Annotated in this window: 19 protein-coding genes; 15 read left to right on the forward strand and 4 right to left on the reverse strand. The window is 37.9% G+C overall.

Annotated features, from left to right (window positions below; genetic code table 11):
• Positions 1-309: 309 nt before the first annotated feature.
• On the forward strand, positions 310-897 hold the full coding sequence (locus FHT21_RS20435) for a YceI family protein (protein ID WP_167296551.1): 588 nt from the start codon (positions 310-312) through the stop codon (positions 895-897).
• A gap of 267 nt (positions 898-1,164) precedes the next feature.
• Here FHT21_RS20435 and FHT21_RS20440 read toward each other — a convergent pair whose 3' ends face one another.
• Complete coding sequence (locus FHT21_RS20440) at positions 1,165-1,932, reverse strand: MBL fold metallo-hydrolase (RefSeq protein ID WP_190327485.1); 768 nt, start codon at positions 1,930-1,932, stop codon at positions 1,165-1,167.
• A gap of 112 nt (positions 1,933-2,044) precedes the next feature.
• Here FHT21_RS20440 and FHT21_RS20445 point away from each other — a divergent pair, with 112 nt between their 5' ends.
• From FHT21_RS20445 to FHT21_RS20490, 9 genes are all read left to right on the forward strand, one after another.
• Positions 2,045-3,370 (forward strand): sulfatase-like hydrolase/transferase, encoded by a 1,326-nt coding sequence (locus FHT21_RS20445; RefSeq protein ID WP_167296552.1) that lies wholly within the window; start codon positions 2,045-2,047, stop codon positions 3,368-3,370.
• A 195-nt stretch (positions 3,371-3,565) separates the two neighbouring features.
• Positions 3,566-5,266, forward strand: coding sequence for a single-stranded-DNA-specific exonuclease RecJ (gene recJ / locus FHT21_RS20450; RefSeq protein ID WP_167296553.1), 1,701 nt, complete (start codon positions 3,566-3,568; stop codon positions 5,264-5,266).
• Positions 5,267-5,353: 87 nt separating this feature from the next.
• Positions 5,354-6,094: an LPS export ABC transporter ATP-binding protein gene (gene lptB, locus FHT21_RS20455; protein ID WP_057931148.1), complete on the forward strand. Its 741-nt coding sequence runs from the start codon at positions 5,354-5,356 to the stop codon at positions 6,092-6,094.
• A 158-nt stretch (positions 6,095-6,252) separates the two neighbouring features.
• Positions 6,253-7,770, forward strand: coding sequence for a GH3 auxin-responsive promoter family protein (locus FHT21_RS20460; RefSeq protein WP_167296554.1), 1,518 nt, complete (start codon positions 6,253-6,255; stop codon positions 7,768-7,770).
• Between the two features lie 172 nt (positions 7,771-7,942).
• Positions 7,943-8,569: a DUF2306 domain-containing protein gene (locus FHT21_RS20465; RefSeq protein WP_243854062.1), complete on the forward strand. Its 627-nt coding sequence runs from the start codon at positions 7,943-7,945 to the stop codon at positions 8,567-8,569.
• Positions 8,570-8,572: 3 nt separating this feature from the next.
• The gene (locus FHT21_RS20470) at positions 8,573-9,460 is read left to right on the forward strand and encodes a YARHG domain-containing protein (RefSeq protein WP_167296555.1); all 888 of its coding nucleotides are present in this window, start codon (positions 8,573-8,575) and stop codon (positions 9,458-9,460) included.
• Between the two features lie 17 nt (positions 9,461-9,477).
• Entirely contained in the window at positions 9,478-9,912 is a 435-nt protein-coding gene (locus FHT21_RS20475; RefSeq protein WP_167296556.1) for a YkvA family protein, read from the forward strand.
• A gap of 309 nt (positions 9,913-10,221) precedes the next feature.
• On the forward strand, positions 10,222-10,710 hold the full coding sequence (locus FHT21_RS20485) for a CCC motif membrane protein (RefSeq protein WP_208398995.1): 489 nt from the start codon (positions 10,222-10,224) through the stop codon (positions 10,708-10,710).
• Between the two features lie 102 nt (positions 10,711-10,812).
• Positions 10,813-11,223, forward strand: a complete 411-nt coding sequence (locus FHT21_RS20490) for a BrxA/BrxB family bacilliredoxin (protein WP_025145566.1) — start codon at positions 10,813-10,815, stop codon at positions 11,221-11,223.
• 310 nt (positions 11,224-11,533) lie between these two features.
• Here the strand turns inward: FHT21_RS20490 and cdaA are convergent, their stop codons facing one another.
• The 3 genes from cdaA to folP all read right to left on the reverse strand — a co-directional run bounded on the left by cdaA (position 11,534) and on the right by folP (position 13,802).
• Complete coding sequence (gene cdaA / locus FHT21_RS20495) at positions 11,534-12,325, reverse strand: diadenylate cyclase CdaA (RefSeq protein WP_167296558.1); 792 nt, start codon at positions 12,323-12,325, stop codon at positions 11,534-11,536.
• A gap of 125 nt (positions 12,326-12,450) precedes the next feature.
• Positions 12,451-12,813: a four helix bundle protein gene (locus FHT21_RS20500; protein ID WP_167296559.1), complete on the reverse strand. Its 363-nt coding sequence runs from the start codon at positions 12,811-12,813 to the stop codon at positions 12,451-12,453.
• Between the two features lie 137 nt (positions 12,814-12,950).
• On the reverse strand, positions 12,951-13,802 hold the full coding sequence (gene folP / locus FHT21_RS20505) for a dihydropteroate synthase (RefSeq protein WP_167296560.1): 852 nt from the start codon (positions 13,800-13,802) through the stop codon (positions 12,951-12,953).
• A 99-nt stretch (positions 13,803-13,901) separates the two neighbouring features.
• Here folP and FHT21_RS20510 point away from each other — a divergent pair, with 99 nt between their 5' ends.
• The 5 genes from FHT21_RS20510 to FHT21_RS20530 are packed head-to-tail and all read left to right on the forward strand — an operon-like array spanning position 13,902 to position 17,668.
• Entirely contained in the window at positions 13,902-14,447 is a 546-nt protein-coding gene (locus FHT21_RS20510; RefSeq protein WP_167296561.1) for a DUF1599 domain-containing protein, read from the forward strand.
• Positions 14,448-14,484: 37 nt separating this feature from the next.
• Positions 14,485-15,636, forward strand: coding sequence for a BT_3928 family protein (locus FHT21_RS20515; RefSeq protein WP_167296562.1), 1,152 nt, complete (start codon positions 14,485-14,487; stop codon positions 15,634-15,636).
• A gap of 2 nt (positions 15,637-15,638) precedes the next feature.
• Positions 15,639-16,694: an ABC transporter permease gene (locus FHT21_RS20520; RefSeq protein WP_167296563.1), complete on the forward strand. Its 1,056-nt coding sequence runs from the start codon at positions 15,639-15,641 to the stop codon at positions 16,692-16,694.
• Positions 16,695-16,697: 3 nt separating this feature from the next.
• Positions 16,698-17,144: a DinB family protein gene (locus tag FHT21_RS20525; RefSeq protein WP_167296564.1), complete on the forward strand. Its 447-nt coding sequence runs from the start codon at positions 16,698-16,700 to the stop codon at positions 17,142-17,144.
• A gap of 20 nt (positions 17,145-17,164) precedes the next feature.
• Entirely contained in the window at positions 17,165-17,668 is a 504-nt protein-coding gene (locus FHT21_RS20530) for a shikimate kinase (protein WP_167296565.1), read from the forward strand.
• The last annotated feature ends 36 nt before the right edge of the window (positions 17,669-17,704 follow it).

Raw genomic sequence — 17,704 nt, forward strand, 5'->3', positions numbered from 1 at the left:
AGCGTTTAATATTATTTTCTAAATATATAATATTATTTTTTCTATGAATATTATAAAATAAAATTAAGCATGATAAATATTTACATTTTTTTAACAGTGGTAAGGAAACCCTATGCCTTAAACCTTCTATCCTCCACCTTTAGTGCAAATTCACATAAAAAAGTAAACAAATTAAACCTTTGTTACAATTCTACAGTCAATAGAATGATTTTAGATAAATCCGATTATTTTTGAAAAACTTAACATAGGTCAACAACAAGAGATCGGGAGTTCATCTATATTTGTATCAAATTTTAAAAAAACCAGAAAATGAAATTAAAAATTAGCTCAATTTTTTTATTAGTGGCAGTAGTAGCATTGTCAGCTTTTAAAAACCCAACTAAACCAGTAACTTATACTGTAGATGCAGCAAAATCGACCATTACTTGGGTTGGTAAAAAAGTAACAGGTTCTCACAATGGAACTGTAGCTTTACAATCAGGTACTTTAGCCGTTAATGGTAAAAGTGTAACTGGTGGTACATTTGTAATTGATATGGCTTCAATTAAAGATGCTGATGGCAGCGCAAAATTAGAAGGTCACTTAAAAGCAGACGATTTCTTCGGTACAGCTAAATTCCCAACTTCAACTTTCGTAATTACTAAAGTTGCTGGTTCAGGTTCAAACGTAACTGTAACAGGTAATTTAACCATCAAAGGTATTACTAAACCATTGAGCTTCCCTGCAACCGTAACCGTTAATGCAGATGGTACAGTTTCGGCTTTAGCTGGTAAAATCGTTGTTGATAGAACTAAATATGACATCAAATATGGTTCTAAATCATTCTTCGATAGCATTGGCGACAAAGCAATTGATGATAACTTCGAGTTAGCTGTTAAATTGGTAGCTAAAAAATAATTTTTCCAGTCTCGGAAAAAGGAAAGCCCTGGCATTGTCGGGGCTTTTTTTGTTTAACCGCAAAGTATGCAGAGTTTTGCGCAAAGAGTGCTAAGTTTGACGCGAAGGAGCACAAAGTTTTTACTGCCGAGAGCATTGAGTTTGACACAGAGGAAAACAGAGGCTTTATAGTTATAAGCACCCAGCTCCGTAATCTTTGTGGTAAAAAGAAACTCTGTGGACTTTGCGTTTCCTCTTTGCGTACTTTGCGGTAAAAAACGGGTAGACTTATCTTATCTTAAACCCACCTTCAACTTCATCTACAAATCCTGTTGCGGCACTTTTACCATGGTAAAACAAACATTCCCAGTTTTCTTCTGCGGCCCTTTTTCCAAATTCTTTTCTTAATTCCATCGCTTTGCGGCCGTCGAAATCGTATTTGGCAATAAAGTTTTTAACCAGTTCTTCTGGTTCTGGCAATACATCACCACCAAAAAATACTTTCTGTTTGCCTTCGGTTAAAAGGAAAACCTGGTGATTAGGGCAGTGTGCCCCTGTAAATTCGTAAGTAATGGTTTCGTCCAATGCGCCATCGCCCTCTACAAATCTTAATTGTGCGTTGCGCTGCACAAAATCGAAAATATCGCTATGGTAAGAAGAAGAAGTGCTGCTAAAAGCCGTTTCCCATTCGCCTCGGTTAATAACATACTCTGCATCGGGGAAACTTAATTCCACTTTGTTGTTGCCTTGTTTGTGGATCATACCGCCTGAGTGGTCGTAATGTAAGTGCGACATTAAAACCTTGGTTACATCGGTTGGATCGAAACCTGCATTACGGATGTTTTTATGTAAAATCAGCTCCCCATGGTCATCACTAAATCCTAAACCCGTATCAAAAAGAATCAGATCATTCTTTAATTCAACTAAAAATGGCTGAACATTGATAAATAGCGATGCGGGTCTGTCTTTATAACTGTGTATAGCTGGGTCGAAAGGCACAAATTTCTTTGTTGCATCAACAGAATAGGTTCCTTCGAATAAGGTGTAAACTTGCAAAATGTAAATCTTTAATGTTTGTACAAAGGTAACAATCTAAAATTGAGTATTTGTTTTAGTAAAAGCTTGGATACTTCCTTTTTTTGTAAAATATGATGCTTAAATTTCAAGCATGAATTTTCGAATCTTAATTTTGCTGCTGGCTATCGGTTTTTCTACATCGTTAAAAGCACAGCGAAAACCAAATGTAATTATTGTATTGGCTGATGATATGGGCTATGCCGATATTTCATGTTATGGAAGTCCGTTGATAAAAACACCTTTTTTGGATGGAATGGCAGCGAAAGGAATAAAAGCCACAAACTTTGTAACCACCTCGCCAACCTGTACACCCTCAAGGGCATCGTTACTAACAGGTAGGTATTGCAGCAGGATGGATTTACCATGGCCTATTGGTCCGGGCGATAAACGCGGAATACCCGAAGATGAAATTACCATTGCACAGCTGCTTAAACAATCGGGTTATGCCACTGCCTTGGTGGGTAAATGGCATTTGGGCGATTATGGGGTATCTTTGCCAAACAAAAAAGGATTTGATGAATTTTATGGCCTTTTGTATAGTCACGATTATAGAGCGCCTTATGTAAAAACCGATACCACAATCAAGATTTTCAGAAATACCAAACCAGAAATTTATAAACCGCACGATAGCATTTTAACCAGTTCTTATACCCGAGAGTCGATTAAATTTATTAAAAAAAGCGCTGCGGAGAAGAAACCATTTTTTCTTTATTTAGCGCAAAATATGCCTCATTTGCCTGTTGCTTTTGCCGCGCAAAAAAGTAGAAAAAGACCTTCTGCAGGAGGCGAATTGGGCGATGTGATCGAAGATATAGACGCAGGTTTAGCGGAAATATGGAAACAGGTAGTTGCTTCTGGCCAGGCCGATAACACCATTTTCATCTTTACCAGTGATAATGGTCCATGGATTAATGCGCCACAGCGCATATACGATGATGGTTTTACCAAATTTTACCATGTAGGTTCTGCAGGAATTTTTAGGGGATCTAAAGGCATCTCCTATGAAGGTGGTCACCGTGTGCCGTTTATTGTTTATTGGAAAGGTCACACGCTTAACAATACCCAGTTAACCAAACCCATTTCTAATCTCGATGTTTTTCCTACGTTGGCCGAGTGGACCAAGACTAAACTTCCGCAGAAAGTATATGATGGCGAGTCTATCTCTGGTTTGTTAACCAACAAAAATGATCATAAAAAGCACCGGCCAATCTACTATCATAATTATGTTTTAGAAGGTGTAAAAGATGGCGATTGGAAATTGAGGATTACTAAAAAGGATGATAAAGAGCTGAGCGAGCTTTACAATTTATCATGGGATCCGGCAGAGCGTGTAAATTTAATTGATGATGCAAAATATGCCAATCAGAAAGCACATTTGATGAAACTTTATCAGGCCTATCCCGGGGACTCTAAATAAATTTGATTTTAGTTCTTAGTGGCCTTATTAATTTTTCCCGCAGATTTAATGGGATAAAAAACGCAGATTAAATCAGATTTATTTAACTTCTAATAATCTGTACGCCTTTTCTGCAAAATCTGTGGTGAACAACCCGAGTTAGGATTGCTACCATATCCAATTAAAATGTATATTTACTGTTCGGAGATAGCATAAATGGAAAAAAGATGGGTGCTGGCATCGGATTGTAATGATGCCACGGTAATTAAAATAGCAGAACAACTCAACATAGATCGCTCACTTGCACAGATACTTGTGCAGCGGAATATTTGTGATTTTGATCAGGCGAAAGATTTCTTTAGACCAGATCTTGATCATCTCCATAATCCTTTTTTAATGAAGGATATGGATGTTGCTATTGCCCGTATCGAAACGGCTCTGGCCACGCAAGAAAAAATACTGATCTACGGCGATTATGATGTAGATGGTACAACATCGGTGGCACTGGCCTTTAGTTTCTTTTCGCAGCTTACCGAAAATATAGAATATTACATTCCAGATCGCTACTTAGAGGGCTATGGTATTTCTACTGCAGGTATTGATTATGCGAGTGAAAATGGATTCTCTCTGATTATAGCGTTAGATTGTGGTATAAAGTCAGTTGATAAAATCGATTATGCCAATACACTGGGTGTTGATTTTATTATTTGTGATCACCACTTACCAGGGGATGTATTGCCTCAGGCCATTGCTATTTTAGACCCTAAACGCTCAGATTGCGTATATCCTTTTAAAGAGCTTGCCGGTTGTGGCATTGGTTTTAAACTAGCGCAGGCCTATGCTCAAAAACATCAGCTCCCCAAAGAAACTTACCTGCGATATTTAGATCTGGTGATGGTGAGCATCGCTGCCGATATTGTTCCTGTTGTTGGCGAAAACCGAATTTTAGCCTATTATGGTTTAAAAAAATTAAATACCAACCCTTGCGAAGGTTTGCGTGCCCTAATGGAAGTTTCGGGTAAAACCGAAAACTATAGCATTACCGATGTAGTTTTTACCTTAGGCCCGCGCATTAATGCCGCCGGAAGGATAGACCATGCCAAACATGCGGTTGCCATGTTACTTTGCCAGGTAGATGGAAACGCACTAGAGCAAAGCGAACTGATAAACCTTAAAAATACTGAGCGTAAAACTTACGATCAGGACATTACCCGCGAGGCCTTGGCTTTAATTGGCGAAAGTGATATCCTGATCAATAAAAAAACGACTGTTGTATTTAACGAAAACTGGCATAAAGGCGTAATCGGAATCGTAGCTTCGCGCTTAACTGAAAAATATTATCGTCCAACAATTGTATTAACAAAGTCTAATGGGCATGTGGCAGGTTCTTGCCGATCGGTAGTTGGTTTTGATTTATACGAAGCTTTAAGCGGTTGCGCAGATTTATTGGATCAATATGGCGGGCATAAATTTGCTGCAGGGCTAACTATGCAGCAACATAATGTAGATGCCTTTGCCAAAAAATTTGAAGAAATTGTATCGGCAAGTATTACGGAAGAGCTACTTACACCGATGATCAGGATTGATGCTGAAATCGAACTGGCGCAGATAGATGGTAAATTCTATCGGGTTTTATCACAAATGGGACCATTTGGTCCTGAAAATATGGCGCCTATATTTGTTACCCATAATGTATATCTCGCACAACATGCCATGGCAGTTGGTCAAAATCATTTAAAAATTAATATAAAACAACAAAATTCGCCTATTTTTGAAGGCATTGCATTCGGGTTGGCCGAATTTCAAAATCTTTTACAACCAAAAGTGCCATTTTCAGTTTGTTATACGTTAGAAGAAAACGTATGGAGAGATAAGAAACGTTTGCAGTTAAATATTAAAGGAATAAAAGTTAATTAACTATAAAATAAATCGTCATGCTGAACTTGATTCAGCATCTAAATTGAAGATCCTGAAATAAATTCAGGATGACGGATGAATCGATATATGATATTAAGAGCCGAAAATCTCGTTAAAAAATATAAACAGCGTACTGTTGTAAACAATGTTTCCTTTAACGTAAGTCAGGGGGAAATTGTTGGTCTTTTAGGTCCTAATGGGGCTGGAAAAACAACATCATTTTACATGATTGTGGGGCTAATCAAACCAAATGAAGGGCGTATCTTTTTAGAGGAAGAAGACATTACGGAAGATCCGATGTACCGCAGGGCACAAAAAGGTATCGGCTATCTGGCTCAGGAGGCATCGGTTTTTAGAAAACTTACTGTAGAAGATAATATCCTGGCCATTTTAGAAATGAGCAAATTGACCAAGGAAGAACAACGCGATAAGCTTGAAGAACTAATCAACGAGTTTAGTTTACATAAAGTGCGTAAAAACCGAGGCGATTTATTATCAGGTGGAGAACGTCGCCGTACCGAAATTGCCCGTGCTTTAGCTGCCAATCCCAATTTTATTTTATTGGACGAACCTTTTGCTGGTGTAGACCCAATTGCGGTAGAGGAAATTCAAAGCATTGTTGCCAAACTGAAACATAAAAATATAGGAATCTTAATTACCGATCACAACGTACAAGAAACACTTTCGATTACCGATAGAGCTTATCTGCTTTTTGAAGGTAAAATTCTAGAACAGGGGGTTCCCGAAGTGCTTGCCGAGAACGAGATGGTAAGAAAAGTTTATCTTGGATCGAACTTTGTGCTGAAACGTAAGAAATTTGATGTTTAATATTAACCAGTTCTTATCACAGGTTTCGAAAATAAAGATGATAAACTCAGCTAAAACTATTTCAGGTAAAGAGGGCAGATTATTGTTGCAACAAAAACCACAACATCTGTGTTTATCTGTCAACATCTGTGGTGAAAATCAGCTGTTTATTTTTTAATATGGCAATTGTAAATTCAATTTTTACCTGGTTAATGAAAAAGCGGATCCACCAGATCGAGCTTTTTATGAAATATCCATACGATGTTCAGGAAGAGTGGTTCCATAATTTGATTGATAGTGCAGAAAATACCGAATGGGGCAAACTGTACGATTATAAAACCATTTTAACTCCACAACAATACAAGGAGCGTGTTCCGATCCAAAACTACGATACTCTAAAACCTTACATTGAGCGTATGCTTAATGGCGAACAGAATATTCTATGGCCTTCTGATATCAAATGGTTTGCAAAATCATCGGGTACCACAAGCGACAGAAGTAAATTTATCCCCGTTTCTCCAGAATCATTGGAAGAATGCCACTTTAAAGGCGGCAAGGATATGCTTTCTATTTACTGCAATAACCGCCCCGATAACCAGATGTTTACCGGAAAAGGTTTGGTTTTAGGTGGAAGCCACCAGGTTAATCAGTTAAACGAAGATTGTTTCTATGGCGATTTATCGGCGGTACTGATCAAAAACCTGCCAATCTGGGCCGAATATTACCGCACGCCAGATATGTCTATCGCTTTAATGGATAATTACGAAATCAAGATGGATAGAATGGCCGAGGCCACCATTACTGAAAACGTAACCAGCATTTCTGGCGTACCAACCTGGACCATGGTACTGGCCAAAAAGGTGCTCGAACTTACCGGGAAGCAGAATTTACTGGAAGTTTGGCCAAATCTCGAATTGTATATCCATGGTGCGGTAAACTTCGCGCCTTATCGTGAACAGTTTAAACAGCTCATCCCATCAGCTGAGATGTATTATCTGGAAACTTATAATGCATCCGAAGGGTTTTTCGGCATTCAGGACCAGGATAACTCAGAAGAAATGTTGCTGATGCTCGATTATGGTATTTTTTATGAGTTTGTACCGATGGAGTATATCTGTGAAGAAAATCCTAAAGCACTATTGTTGGGCGAAGTAGAACTGCATAAAAATTATGCTATCGTAATCTCTACAAATGGTGGCCTATGGCGCTATATGATCGGCGATACCATTCAATTTACTTCACTTTCTCCCTACCGCATTAAAATTACCGGACGTACCAAACATTTTATCAATGCCTTTGGCGAAGAAGTGATTATAGACAATGCAGAACAGGCCTTAACCAAAGCTTGCCAGGAAACCGGTGCCGAAATAAAAGATTATACCGCCGGACCGATTTACTTTAAAGATGAAAAAGCGGGAGGGCACGAATGGATTATCGAATTCGATAAGCAACCCAATGATTTTGAAAAATTTGTTGATGTAATGGATCAGACCTTACGTGAGGTTAACTCTGATTACGATGCCAAACGTTTTAAAGATATGGCCTTGGCCCGCCCTAAAGTGCATAATGCACCCGCAAATACTTTCTATAATTGGTTAAAGGCAAAAGATAAACTCGGTGGGCAGCATAAAGTGCCACGCCTGGCTAATGAGCGTAAATATGTTGATGATATTTTGGAGATGATGAAGTCTTCTTAAATTTAATAAATCTCATTTAGGCATGTCAGTCTGAGCCTGTCGAATACCTTATAAAGGCAATCAACAAAGCTCAATGTGACTTTAGTATATTTGATAACGCTGCTCAATAATGAAAAACATCCTCATCTTATTTACGCTTAGGATCATGAGTTATTACTGTTTAACAAAATAGATGAAAAGCTTTAGCTATAAACGTGTGGCCTGGCTACTGTTTTTTGCCTATTTCTTTATGTTAATGGTGCAGATTACTTTACGGTATATCCCACTAAATAGTGAAGTGTCTTTTCTGCAGATTAAACAAACTGAAGTTTCAGGGATCAAAGCTTATCTTCCCATATTTTACATTCATGTCTATAGTGCCATATTTGTGCTGCTGGCTGGTTTTACGCAGTTTAATCCTAAAATTTTAGCTAAATATCCCAAAGTACATAAATGGCTGGGCTACTTGTATGCAGGCTTTGTGTTGTTACTTGCCGCACCGTCTGGCGTTTTTATCGGCTGGTTTGCAAATGGCGGTTTAATAGCTAAAACCTCATTTATTATTTTAGGTGTTTTATGGTTCTGGTTTACCTTAAAGGCGGTTCTTCTTATTTTGAAACGGAAGATCTCCGACCATAAAAAGTTTATGTACCGCAGTTTTGCTTTGGCAACTTCAGCCATCACCTTAAGGTTGTGGAAAGTTATTTTAGTATATTTATTTCATCCGGCACCAATGGATGTTTACCAGATTATAGCCTGGTTAGGCTGGATACCCAATTTATTAATTGCCGAATGGCTCATTAAACGGAAAATAATTTAATTGATGAAAAGGATCTTATTATTAGCGCTGTTCCCATTTTTGATGCTCTCTTGTAGGGATACTAAAAAAACAAATGAACAAAAAAAGGCTGTTGAGGTAGCTCAACCGGAAATCCACAAAGAACTTTATGGTTTTTGGGTGGGCGATTTTTATTCGGAAGATGAACTGGAATACGATGGCGATATGACCGATGCGGTAAGAAAACTCAATATTAATATTAAAAAGATAACTAAAGATACGATAATCGCTCAGAGTGTGGTTTCGGGCAACAGCCGCCCATTATTGGGTAAACTATCTGACGATGGGGGGAAAATCACTTTTGTATTAGATGAACCTGGCAGCGATAAGTACGATGGGAAGTTTGAAATCACTCTAGTTGGCGATACCCTAATCGGCAAATGGAACGCCTATAAAACCGAGTTGAAATGGCCCGAAAGGCAGTTTAAACTCGTTAAAAAGGCATTTACTTACAATGCTAACTTAATGTTGCCAAGCGAAAGCAGTTATGTAGACTGGAGCGATCATAAAATGATAAAAAGAGTGGATACTGCAGAAGACGGAAAAATAGATACCCTAGAGGCAAATGCTTTTTACAGAAGTGCTTCCGATCAGATTTTTAAATTAAATGCTTCAACCACTGTGCTCAAAGAAGAAGATGTAAAAAATTTAAGAAAACTAGATCTGCAGATTATTAAAAATACCATTTTCGCCAGACATGGTTATGCTTTTAAAAAACAAACTTTTAGAAATTTTTTCGATCCTGTAGAATGGTATGTTCCTGTTAAAAACAACGTTGATAATGATTTAACATCGATAGAAAATAAAAATATCAAGTTATTAGACCGTTTTACTAAATACGCGGAAGACAATTATGATGCTTTTGGCCGTTAATTTGTAAAGGATTAACTATGAAATTGAACAGGGAAAAAATATTGGGTTTCTTCAAAAAATCGCAAAGCAAAGCTTCGGTGATCTTAAGTGATAAAACCAAAGCCAGTAATACGATTAAAGATGCGCTTGGTAAGGCGGTAACCAATAAAGGCGATTTAGAAGGGGTTTGGGCCAAGCTGGTATTGCTGTTCGCTGTATCTAAAGATTATGTGAACGGCGATTATACCGAAATTCCTAAAAGATCAATCATTGCCATTTTAGGAGGACTGATTTACTTTTTATCTCCTATTGATGTAATTCCGGATTTTGTGCCGGTTCTGGGCTTTATTGATGATATTTATATCCTAAACCTGGTGTACAGACAAGTGATTAAAGACCTGGAGAAATATAAAGCCTGGAAAGATACCCAGGGAAAATTTATTGGTGATATAGATGGCTCAACCGCAACATAGTTTTCTAGATTGGATAGGCGAGCATCTTTTTACCTGCCCGTTTAGAGCCCATTTTGGATTCGATTGCCCAGGCTGTGGCTTTCAGCGTTCGGTACTGGCTTTATTTCGGGGCGACTTAATTGCATCATTTAAGTTTTATCCTGCAACAATTCCACTCATTTTTGTCATAGTATTTACCATTGTTCACCTCAAAGTCGATTTTAAATTTGGAGCACAGCTCATCAAAATCGTTTTCGCAAGTGTTGCAGTAATTATTTTAATCAATTACATTTACAAAATATACACTCACCAATTGATCTAAATACAGCTATGTCAGAAGAACAGGAAACTCCTCAGGAAAATAAACCGATTGATCTTTCAAAAGATCAGAACCCAGAGCCCACACCATTTCAAGCACAGGATAAAGGACCTATAACACCACCACCATTTCAACAACCGCCACCATTTGGGCAGTTTGGAGGAGGTTTTGGTCAACAAAGTTTGCCAAACTCAACAATTGTGCTGGTATTAGGAATTCTTTCTATTGCATTTTGCTGCTGCTATGGTATTTTGGGGCTGATTCCGGCAATCATTGCATTGGTTTTAAGTAAAAAAGACAAGGCTTTGTATGCAGTTAACCCTGCTATGTATAGTTTAAGTTCGTTTAAAAATTTAAATGCAGGAAGAATTTGCGCAATTATAGGTTTGGTGCTTAATATTTTATCATTGCTTTATTATGTTGCCATCATTGTGATATTTGGTATGGGGATGTTAAGTGATCCACATAAAATGCAAGAAATATTAAAAGGTCTAGAATAAGGAACCATTTTAATTTTACCTTAAAAATATAAATCGAATGGTGCATACCATTCGATTTTCTTATTTTTGTAGCATTGATATTGTAAATAAAAAACTAAGATAATGTATCCAGAATATTTAGTAGAGCCAATGCGTAAGGAATTAACTAACGTAGGTTTTCAAGAATTAAAAAACGCAGCAGACGTAGATCAAGCTATTAAAGGCGAAGGAACTGTGTTGGTAGTAGTAAACTCGGTTTGTGGTTGTGCGGCAGCAAATGCACGACCAGCGGCTAGAGCAGCAGCTGCGCATGAAAAACATCCTGATAAATTGGTTACTGTTTTTGCAGGTATGGAAAAAGAAGCAGTAGATCAGGCAAGAAATTACATGATGCCTTTTCCTCCATCTTCTCCGGCAATGGCTTTATTTAAAGATGGTAAATTGGTTCACATGATCGAGCGTCACCAGATTGAAGGCAGACCAGCACAAATGATCGCTGATAATCTGATCGGTGCTTTTGAGCAATACTGTTAAAAATTGATTACACAGATTATTGGATTACACCGATAAGAAGGTAATCTAAGTTATATGAAATGGTGGATGGAAACATTCACCATTTTGCGTTTATGGGGCTTGTGAAGATGATTGGGTTTTACTTAGTTATCTTCTACTTAATCGTCATGCTGAATTTATTTTACAAGTAGAAATATTATTTTCAATTGCCTTGTAGCTACTACGTGGTCAGCATCTTTCTGCCATTAGATCCTGAAATAAATTTACTTCGTAGCTTTCCGTTACGCTACAGGTCAGGGTGACGACACTAATAAATCCTCACCTGTGATTACTAAAAATCCTTATTGAGCAATTTCTCTAGTTCTCCGAAAGAAACATTCATTCTTACCCTTCCTTGTTTGGCATAAGATATTTCTCCGGTTTCCTCTGAGATAATTACTGCAACAGCATCGGTTGTTTCAGAAACACCAATACCCGCGCGGTGCCTTAAACCAAACTGTGAAGGTAACTGGTCGTTATCCGTTAAAGGCAAAATACAACTGGCACTTTTAATTTTGTTTTCAGAAATAACTACAGCACCATCATGCAGCGGACTGTTTTTCTGAAAGATACTTTCCAACAAGCGCTTCGATATTTTGGAGTCAACAAGCTCACAGCTATTGGCAAAAAACTGCTCATCATAAAATTTAACAAATACCATTAATGCTCCCGTACGCGTTTTCTTCATGCTCTTACAGGCGTCGATAATTGGTTTTATACGGGCTAAATTATTTCTTTCAATCTCTTTTCGGCCAAATAAATACCCCCACCAGGCTTTATTCTTTTGTAAAAAAGCATTTTTCCCGATTAGTAAAAGGAAACGCCTGATCTCTGGGTGGAAGATCACAATCAAAGCAATAATCCCCACACTCATAAATTTCTCGATGATGGCTGTAAGTAGCTTCATGTGCAAAGCATCAACAATACGATAAAATATTGCGATAATAAGCATTCCAACCAGCAAGTTAACAGCTAAGGTATTGCGGATTAAGGTATAAACGTAATAGATTAAAAGTGCCACAAGCACAATGTCAACCACATCGGTAATGGTGAATTTTACAAAATCAAAATCTAATCCTTTCATTATTGGCAAGATAGTAAAACGGTTTTCAGTTTACAAGCAAGATAGGTTAACTGTTTAAATGGGTTGAAAAGCGGTTAACTGTTTAAACTGGTTAAATGGTTAATTGTAGGGCTGGTGGAGAGAACCTAATTTTTTAATATCGATTTGCGCAAAGCATTTAATTTGTTGGTTAATTCATCAAGTTTTAGTCGAAATGAAATATATTCTTCTTCATTGATATATTCAAGGTCATATGCACCAATAACATGGTTGATGGTTTCGATTGCACTTGAATAAGACATTGTTATAAAATGTGCCTTATCCTTAGGCGTAATTCTCGCTGAACCTTCTGCTAAGCAATCTCCAATACTGCTTGCAGATCTTTTGATCTGACTTGTTAAACCAAATACCTCCTCCTTTGGGAATTTCCTGGTCAAATTATAAATGTCTTTTCTGAGCAGCCTGGCTTTTTGCCAGGTCTCTAATTTTTCAAATGAGTAAATATGCATCACAATTAAGTTTAGATTATATCAAGGACAGAAGCGCAATTGCAATTTAACAAATTATTGAAGTTACCAGACGTAGGCAATTTGCTATTTGTACGATTAACCAATTCAAACAGTTAACCGATTAACCACATATCCGCCTAGCCCAACATCCCAACTAACTTCACACACTCCACCGCTTCTTTTACATCATGTACCCTTAAAATCCCGGCTCCTTTTTGCAGCGCAATAGTATTAAGTACGGTGGTTCCGTTCAGCGCTTCTGCTGCAGTAGTACCAAGCGTTTTATAAATCATTCCTTTACGCGAGAAACCCACTAAAACAGGAAGTTTGAAAATTTTAAAAGCCTCCATCTGCTTAAGTAGTCCGTAATTATGCTCGATCGTTTTTCCGAAGCCAAAACCAGGGTCGATAATTACATCATGGATGTGTAGGGCTTTAAGGGCGGCAACTTTTTTCGCCAGATAATCAATTACATCTAGCAGTACATTGTTATAAACCGGATTTTGCTGCATATTTTGAGGCGTACCTTGCATGTGCATAATGATGTAAGGTACCTGCAGTTTGGCTACTGTCTCGAACATCTGCTCATCCATATCACCAGCGGCAATATCGTTAATGATATGCGCTCCGGCAGAAATGGTTTCCTGAGCAACTTTCGCCCTGAAAGTATCGATAGAAATAACCGCTTCAGGAAATGCTTTTACCAAACTTTCCACCACGGGCACCAAACGGTCAACCTCTTCACTGGTAGAAATGTCTTTAGCGCCAGGTCTTGATGAGTATCCGCCGATATCAATAAATGTAGCACCCTCATCTAGAAATTGGGCTGCTTTGGTTAAAGCTTCGTCAATCGATTTTGTGCGGCTATTACTGTAAAAAGAATCGGGGGTGATATTTAAAATACCCATTACTTTTGGGCTGCTTAAATCGATAAGCTTACCTTTAATGTTTAAGCTTTCTCTGGGCTCAAAAAAGTTTTTTTCTGCCATAATAAACCCTTTCGGGATTTGGGTTTCGCTTTAAAAATGTATCTTTAGCTTTTGTTTTTTCATGACAAAAATACACTAAAAACTAAATAATTATTGGCTTTGGCACAAACAAATACCTCTACCGAATTTGATGAAGTGATTGCAGTTTGCAGATCATTATTTTTAAAAAAGACTAAAGATTATGGTACTGCATGGCGGATATTGAGGCCAAGTTCGATCACTGATCAGATTTTTATTAAAGCGCAGCGCATCCGTACTTTGGAGGAAAAAAAAGTGAGCAAGGTGGGAGAGGGTGTAATATCTGAATACATTGGAATTGTAAACTATTGTATTATCGCCATGATGCAGCTCGAATTGACTGAAAATGATCCGAATGAAATGCCTTATGCCGAAGTTGAAAAAAGGTTTGAAGAAAAGGTAACGGAAACCAAAGATTTAATGTTTGCCAAAAATCACGATTATGGTGAGGCTTGGCGCGATATGCGCATTAGCTCATTAACAGACTTGATTTTGATGAAAATTTTTAGGGTTAAACAGATAGAAGATAACGAAGGACAAACCCTGGCTTCAGAAGGTGTTAATGCGAATTATCAGGATATGCTGAACTATTCGGTTTTCGCGCTGATTAAACTCGGTGTTAAATAAATAGCGTAATAGCCTTTAAAAAATTAGATACATACAGATGCGAAACATACTTTTAAGATTCTCCAGGATTTTTGTCGGTGCTTTATTCATATTTTCAGGACTAATTAAAGCGAACGATCCACTTGGCTTTGGCTATAAACTACAGGAATATTTTGAAGTTTTTCACATGAATTTCCTGAGTGGGATGGCCACTGGTATTGCCATTTTACTTTGTACTTTAGAAATTGTTCTCGGCGCCTTATTGCTATTGGGTTTCTGGAGTAAAAAAGTAGCCTGGGGTTTATTGCTTCTCATTATCTTTTTTACCTTGCTAACATTCATATCTGCAGCGTTCAAAGTAGTGACCAGTTGTGGCTGTTTTGGCGATGCCATTCCACTTACCCCTTGGCAATCGTTCAGTAAAGACCTGATCCTGTTGGCGCTGATCATTGTTATTTTCTTAAACAAGAACCTGATCCAGCCTTTATTCAAAAAAGAAACTATTCAAAGAAATATTGCTATTGCCGTAACGGCTGTTTCATTAGGTTTTGGCTTGTATACTTACAATGTTTTGCCGATTATCGATTTTCTGCCTTATAAGGTTGGTGCACATCTTCCATCATTAATGGTGATTCCTCCGGGAGAAAAACCAGATGAATTTGAGATCATGTATCACCTCAAGAACAAGAAAACCAATGAAGAGAAAGATATGAGCGATAAAGCCTATCTTAAAACAGAGATCTGGAAAGATAACAATTGGGAAATTATTGGTGAACCGGCTAAAAGACTCGTTAAAAAAGGCTTTGAGCCTAAAATCAAAGACCTGAACATTACTGATGCTTCGGGCACTGATTATACCAAAGAACTGATCGAAAATCCATACTATAATTTAATTTTTGTGGCTTACGATCTTCATTCAACCAATGAAGCGGCTATTGGTAAACTAAACGCCTTGGCCTTAAACGCTACGCAGCAGTTTAATATCCGTACGGTATTGCTTACTTCCAATTCGGCTCAGGATGCACAGGCCTTTATCAAAAAGAACAATCTGTTTTCGGAGGTTTTTTATGCCGATGCCGTACCCTTAAAAAGTATGGTAAGAGCAAATCCTGGTGTTTTATTGATGAAGAACGGAGTAGTGATCAATAAATGGCATTTTCATAACGTTCCCACCTTCGACCAACTCAGCCGAAAATATTTCGATAAATAAATATGATCGGATACGCACTAAAAAAACTGATGTATGGGCTGCTGGTAATGGGCGGTGTAATATTGGTTGTTTTTGTGCTGTTTAATATTTTGCCTGGCGACCCTGCACGGATGACGATGGGACAAAGAGCCGATGTACAATCGCTCGAAGCCGTTCGTAAAGAATTTGGTTTAGACCGATCCAAACCTGTTCAGTTTGTTTTGTACATTAACGATTTATCGCCAATTAGTATTCTGGATAATGATAGCACCAATCAACAGAAATATCATTATGCAAAACTGCTGACTTTTGATAAAAAGGCACTGGTGATTAAATGGCCTTATCTTCGTAGTTCTTACCAGACCAAACGCGATGTAACTGCTATACTTTCGGAAACAGTACCAAATACTTTTATCCTGGCTTTAACAGCAATGATTTTTGCCACAATAATTGGTGTCTTTTTGGGTGTGCTTTCAGCAGTTTATAAAGATTCGTGGATCGATAAATCGGCTAATGCATTTGCCATTCTGGGCATATCTGCGCCTTCCTTTTTTGCTGGGATTATTATTGCCTGGCTGTTTGGTTTTGTGTTGAGCAACTATACAGACCTAAAAATGAGCGGCAGCTTATATTCTTACGATCCCTTTAATGGTGAAGTATTAACTTTAAGGAACCTGTGGTTGCCGATGATTACCCTTGGCTTAAGGCCTTTGGCTATTATTGTACAGTTAACCAGAAGTGCAATGCTGGATGTTTTGGCACAGGATTATATCAGGACTGCCAGAGCTAAAGGCTTAAGTAGAAATACTATAATTTATAAACACGCTTTAAAGAATGCCATGAATCCGGTAATTACAGCCATTTCAGGGTGGTTCGCCTCGTTGCTGGCTGGTTCTTTTTTTGTAGAGTATATTTTTGGCTATAATGGCTTAGGAAGGACAACAGTAACGGCCTTAGAAATGTCCGATTTTCCGGTCGTAATGGGATCTATTCTTTTTATCGCTTTCGTGTTTGTAGTCATCAACATTCTGGTTGATATTTTATATGCTTATGTCGATCCCAGGGTTAAATTAAGTTAAACGATGCAGGAAGAAGAAATCATCAATTATACCGAGCTTGCTGATGGCCGGATTATCGAAATATTTAGACAGGCAACAATTGAATTGCCAGATGCGGAACGCTTATTTAGTCATGTGCTTAATGCACAGCACATTTGGGCGCAACGGATTTCGGGCAAAAAACCACTTTACGGCGTTTGGGATATTCACCCAAAAGAAGATTTTGAAAGCCTTTCTTCAGATAATTTTAAACTACTCAGGGAGACATTGAATCATCATCCTTTAGATAAACGTATTTTATATAGTAATTCGAGCGGCGATCAATATGAAAACCGGATAGATGAGATTTTATTTCATTTATTTAATCATTCTACTTATCATCGCGGACAGGTTGTAACTTTATTTAAAAAAGCAGGGTTTACACCACCTGTAACCGATTATATTATGTTAAAACGCGACCATTTATTATAGGTCGACTATAAGAACTTCAGATGAAAATTTTCCTTATCGGATATATGGGCTGCGGCAAAAGCACCAAAGCAAAGCAATTGGCACACCGTTTAGAATGCCCCGTGATAGATCTTGACGCCGAAATTGTTTCGAAAACCGGTAAAAGCATTGCCGAATACTTTGCTGAATATGGAGAAAGTGGTTTTAGGAATTACGAAAGCGAAATGCTTAAAACATACGATTATCCTGAAACCTGTGTGGTGGCTACCGGAGGTGGATTGCCATGTTTTTTTGATAATATGGAATGGATGAATGCGCATGGAGAAACGGTTTACCTGCAAATGGAGCCTGCTGCTTTGGTTTCACGTTTACATAATCGCCAAAAGCGCCCGTTGATTAAAGATTTAGATGATGAACAGCTTTTAGTGTTTATTAAAGAGAAACTCGAAGAACGCGATCCTTTTTACACCCAGGCAAAGATCATTGTAGATGCATTTGATCTGGATGGGGAGAAGTTAGCGGAAGCGATTCAGAAGAATCGTTAGATTTTCTTTGCCAATAAAACAATCTGCTTTAGATAA

This window comes from Pedobacter sp. SG908 (assembly GCF_011759615.1).
Taxonomy (GTDB): Bacteria; Bacteroidota; Bacteroidia; order Sphingobacteriales; family Sphingobacteriaceae; genus Pedobacter; species Pedobacter riviphilus.

Excerpts from the sequence above, each read along its gene's own strand:
- FHT21_RS20445 (WP_167296552.1), top strand. The coding sequence starts at position 2,045 with ATGAATTTTCGAATCTTAATTTTGCTGCTGGCTATCGGTTTTTCTACA.
- FHT21_RS20525 (WP_167296564.1), top strand. The coding sequence starts at position 16,698 with ATGCAGGAAGAAGAAATCATCAATTATACCGAGCTTGCTGATGGCCGG.
- FHT21_RS20485 (WP_208398995.1), top strand. The coding sequence starts at position 10,222 with ATGTCAGAAGAACAGGAAACTCCTCAGGAAAATAAACCGATTGATCTT.
- cdaA (WP_167296558.1), bottom strand. The coding sequence starts at position 12,325 with ATGAAAGGATTAGATTTTGATTTTGTAAAATTCACCATTACCGATGTG.
- recJ (WP_167296553.1), top strand. The coding sequence starts at position 3,566 with ATGGAAAAAAGATGGGTGCTGGCATCGGATTGTAATGATGCCACGGTA.
- FHT21_RS20475 (WP_167296556.1), top strand. The coding sequence starts at position 9,478 with ATGAAATTGAACAGGGAAAAAATATTGGGTTTCTTCAAAAAATCGCAA.
- FHT21_RS20470 (WP_167296555.1), top strand. The coding sequence starts at position 8,573 with ATGAAAAGGATCTTATTATTAGCGCTGTTCCCATTTTTGATGCTCTCT.
- lptB (WP_057931148.1), top strand. The coding sequence starts at position 5,354 with ATGATATTAAGAGCCGAAAATCTCGTTAAAAAATATAAACAGCGTACT.
- FHT21_RS20465 (WP_243854062.1), top strand. The coding sequence starts at position 7,943 with ATGAAAAGCTTTAGCTATAAACGTGTGGCCTGGCTACTGTTTTTTGCC.
- FHT21_RS20460 (WP_167296554.1), top strand. The coding sequence starts at position 6,253 with ATGGCAATTGTAAATTCAATTTTTACCTGGTTAATGAAAAAGCGGATC.
- FHT21_RS20490 (WP_025145566.1), top strand. The coding sequence starts at position 10,813 with ATGTATCCAGAATATTTAGTAGAGCCAATGCGTAAGGAATTAACTAAC.
- FHT21_RS20515 (WP_167296562.1), top strand. The coding sequence starts at position 14,485 with ATGCGAAACATACTTTTAAGATTCTCCAGGATTTTTGTCGGTGCTTTA.
- FHT21_RS20435 (WP_167296551.1), top strand. The coding sequence starts at position 310 with ATGAAATTAAAAATTAGCTCAATTTTTTTATTAGTGGCAGTAGTAGCA.
- FHT21_RS20530 (WP_167296565.1), top strand. The coding sequence starts at position 17,165 with ATGAAAATTTTCCTTATCGGATATATGGGCTGCGGCAAAAGCACCAAA.
- folP (WP_167296560.1), bottom strand. The coding sequence starts at position 13,802 with ATGGCAGAAAAAAACTTTTTTGAGCCCAGAGAAAGCTTAAACATTAAA.
- FHT21_RS20520 (WP_167296563.1), top strand. The coding sequence starts at position 15,639 with ATGATCGGATACGCACTAAAAAAACTGATGTATGGGCTGCTGGTAATG.
- FHT21_RS20500 (WP_167296559.1), bottom strand. The coding sequence starts at position 12,813 with ATGCATATTTACTCATTTGAAAAATTAGAGACCTGGCAAAAAGCCAGG.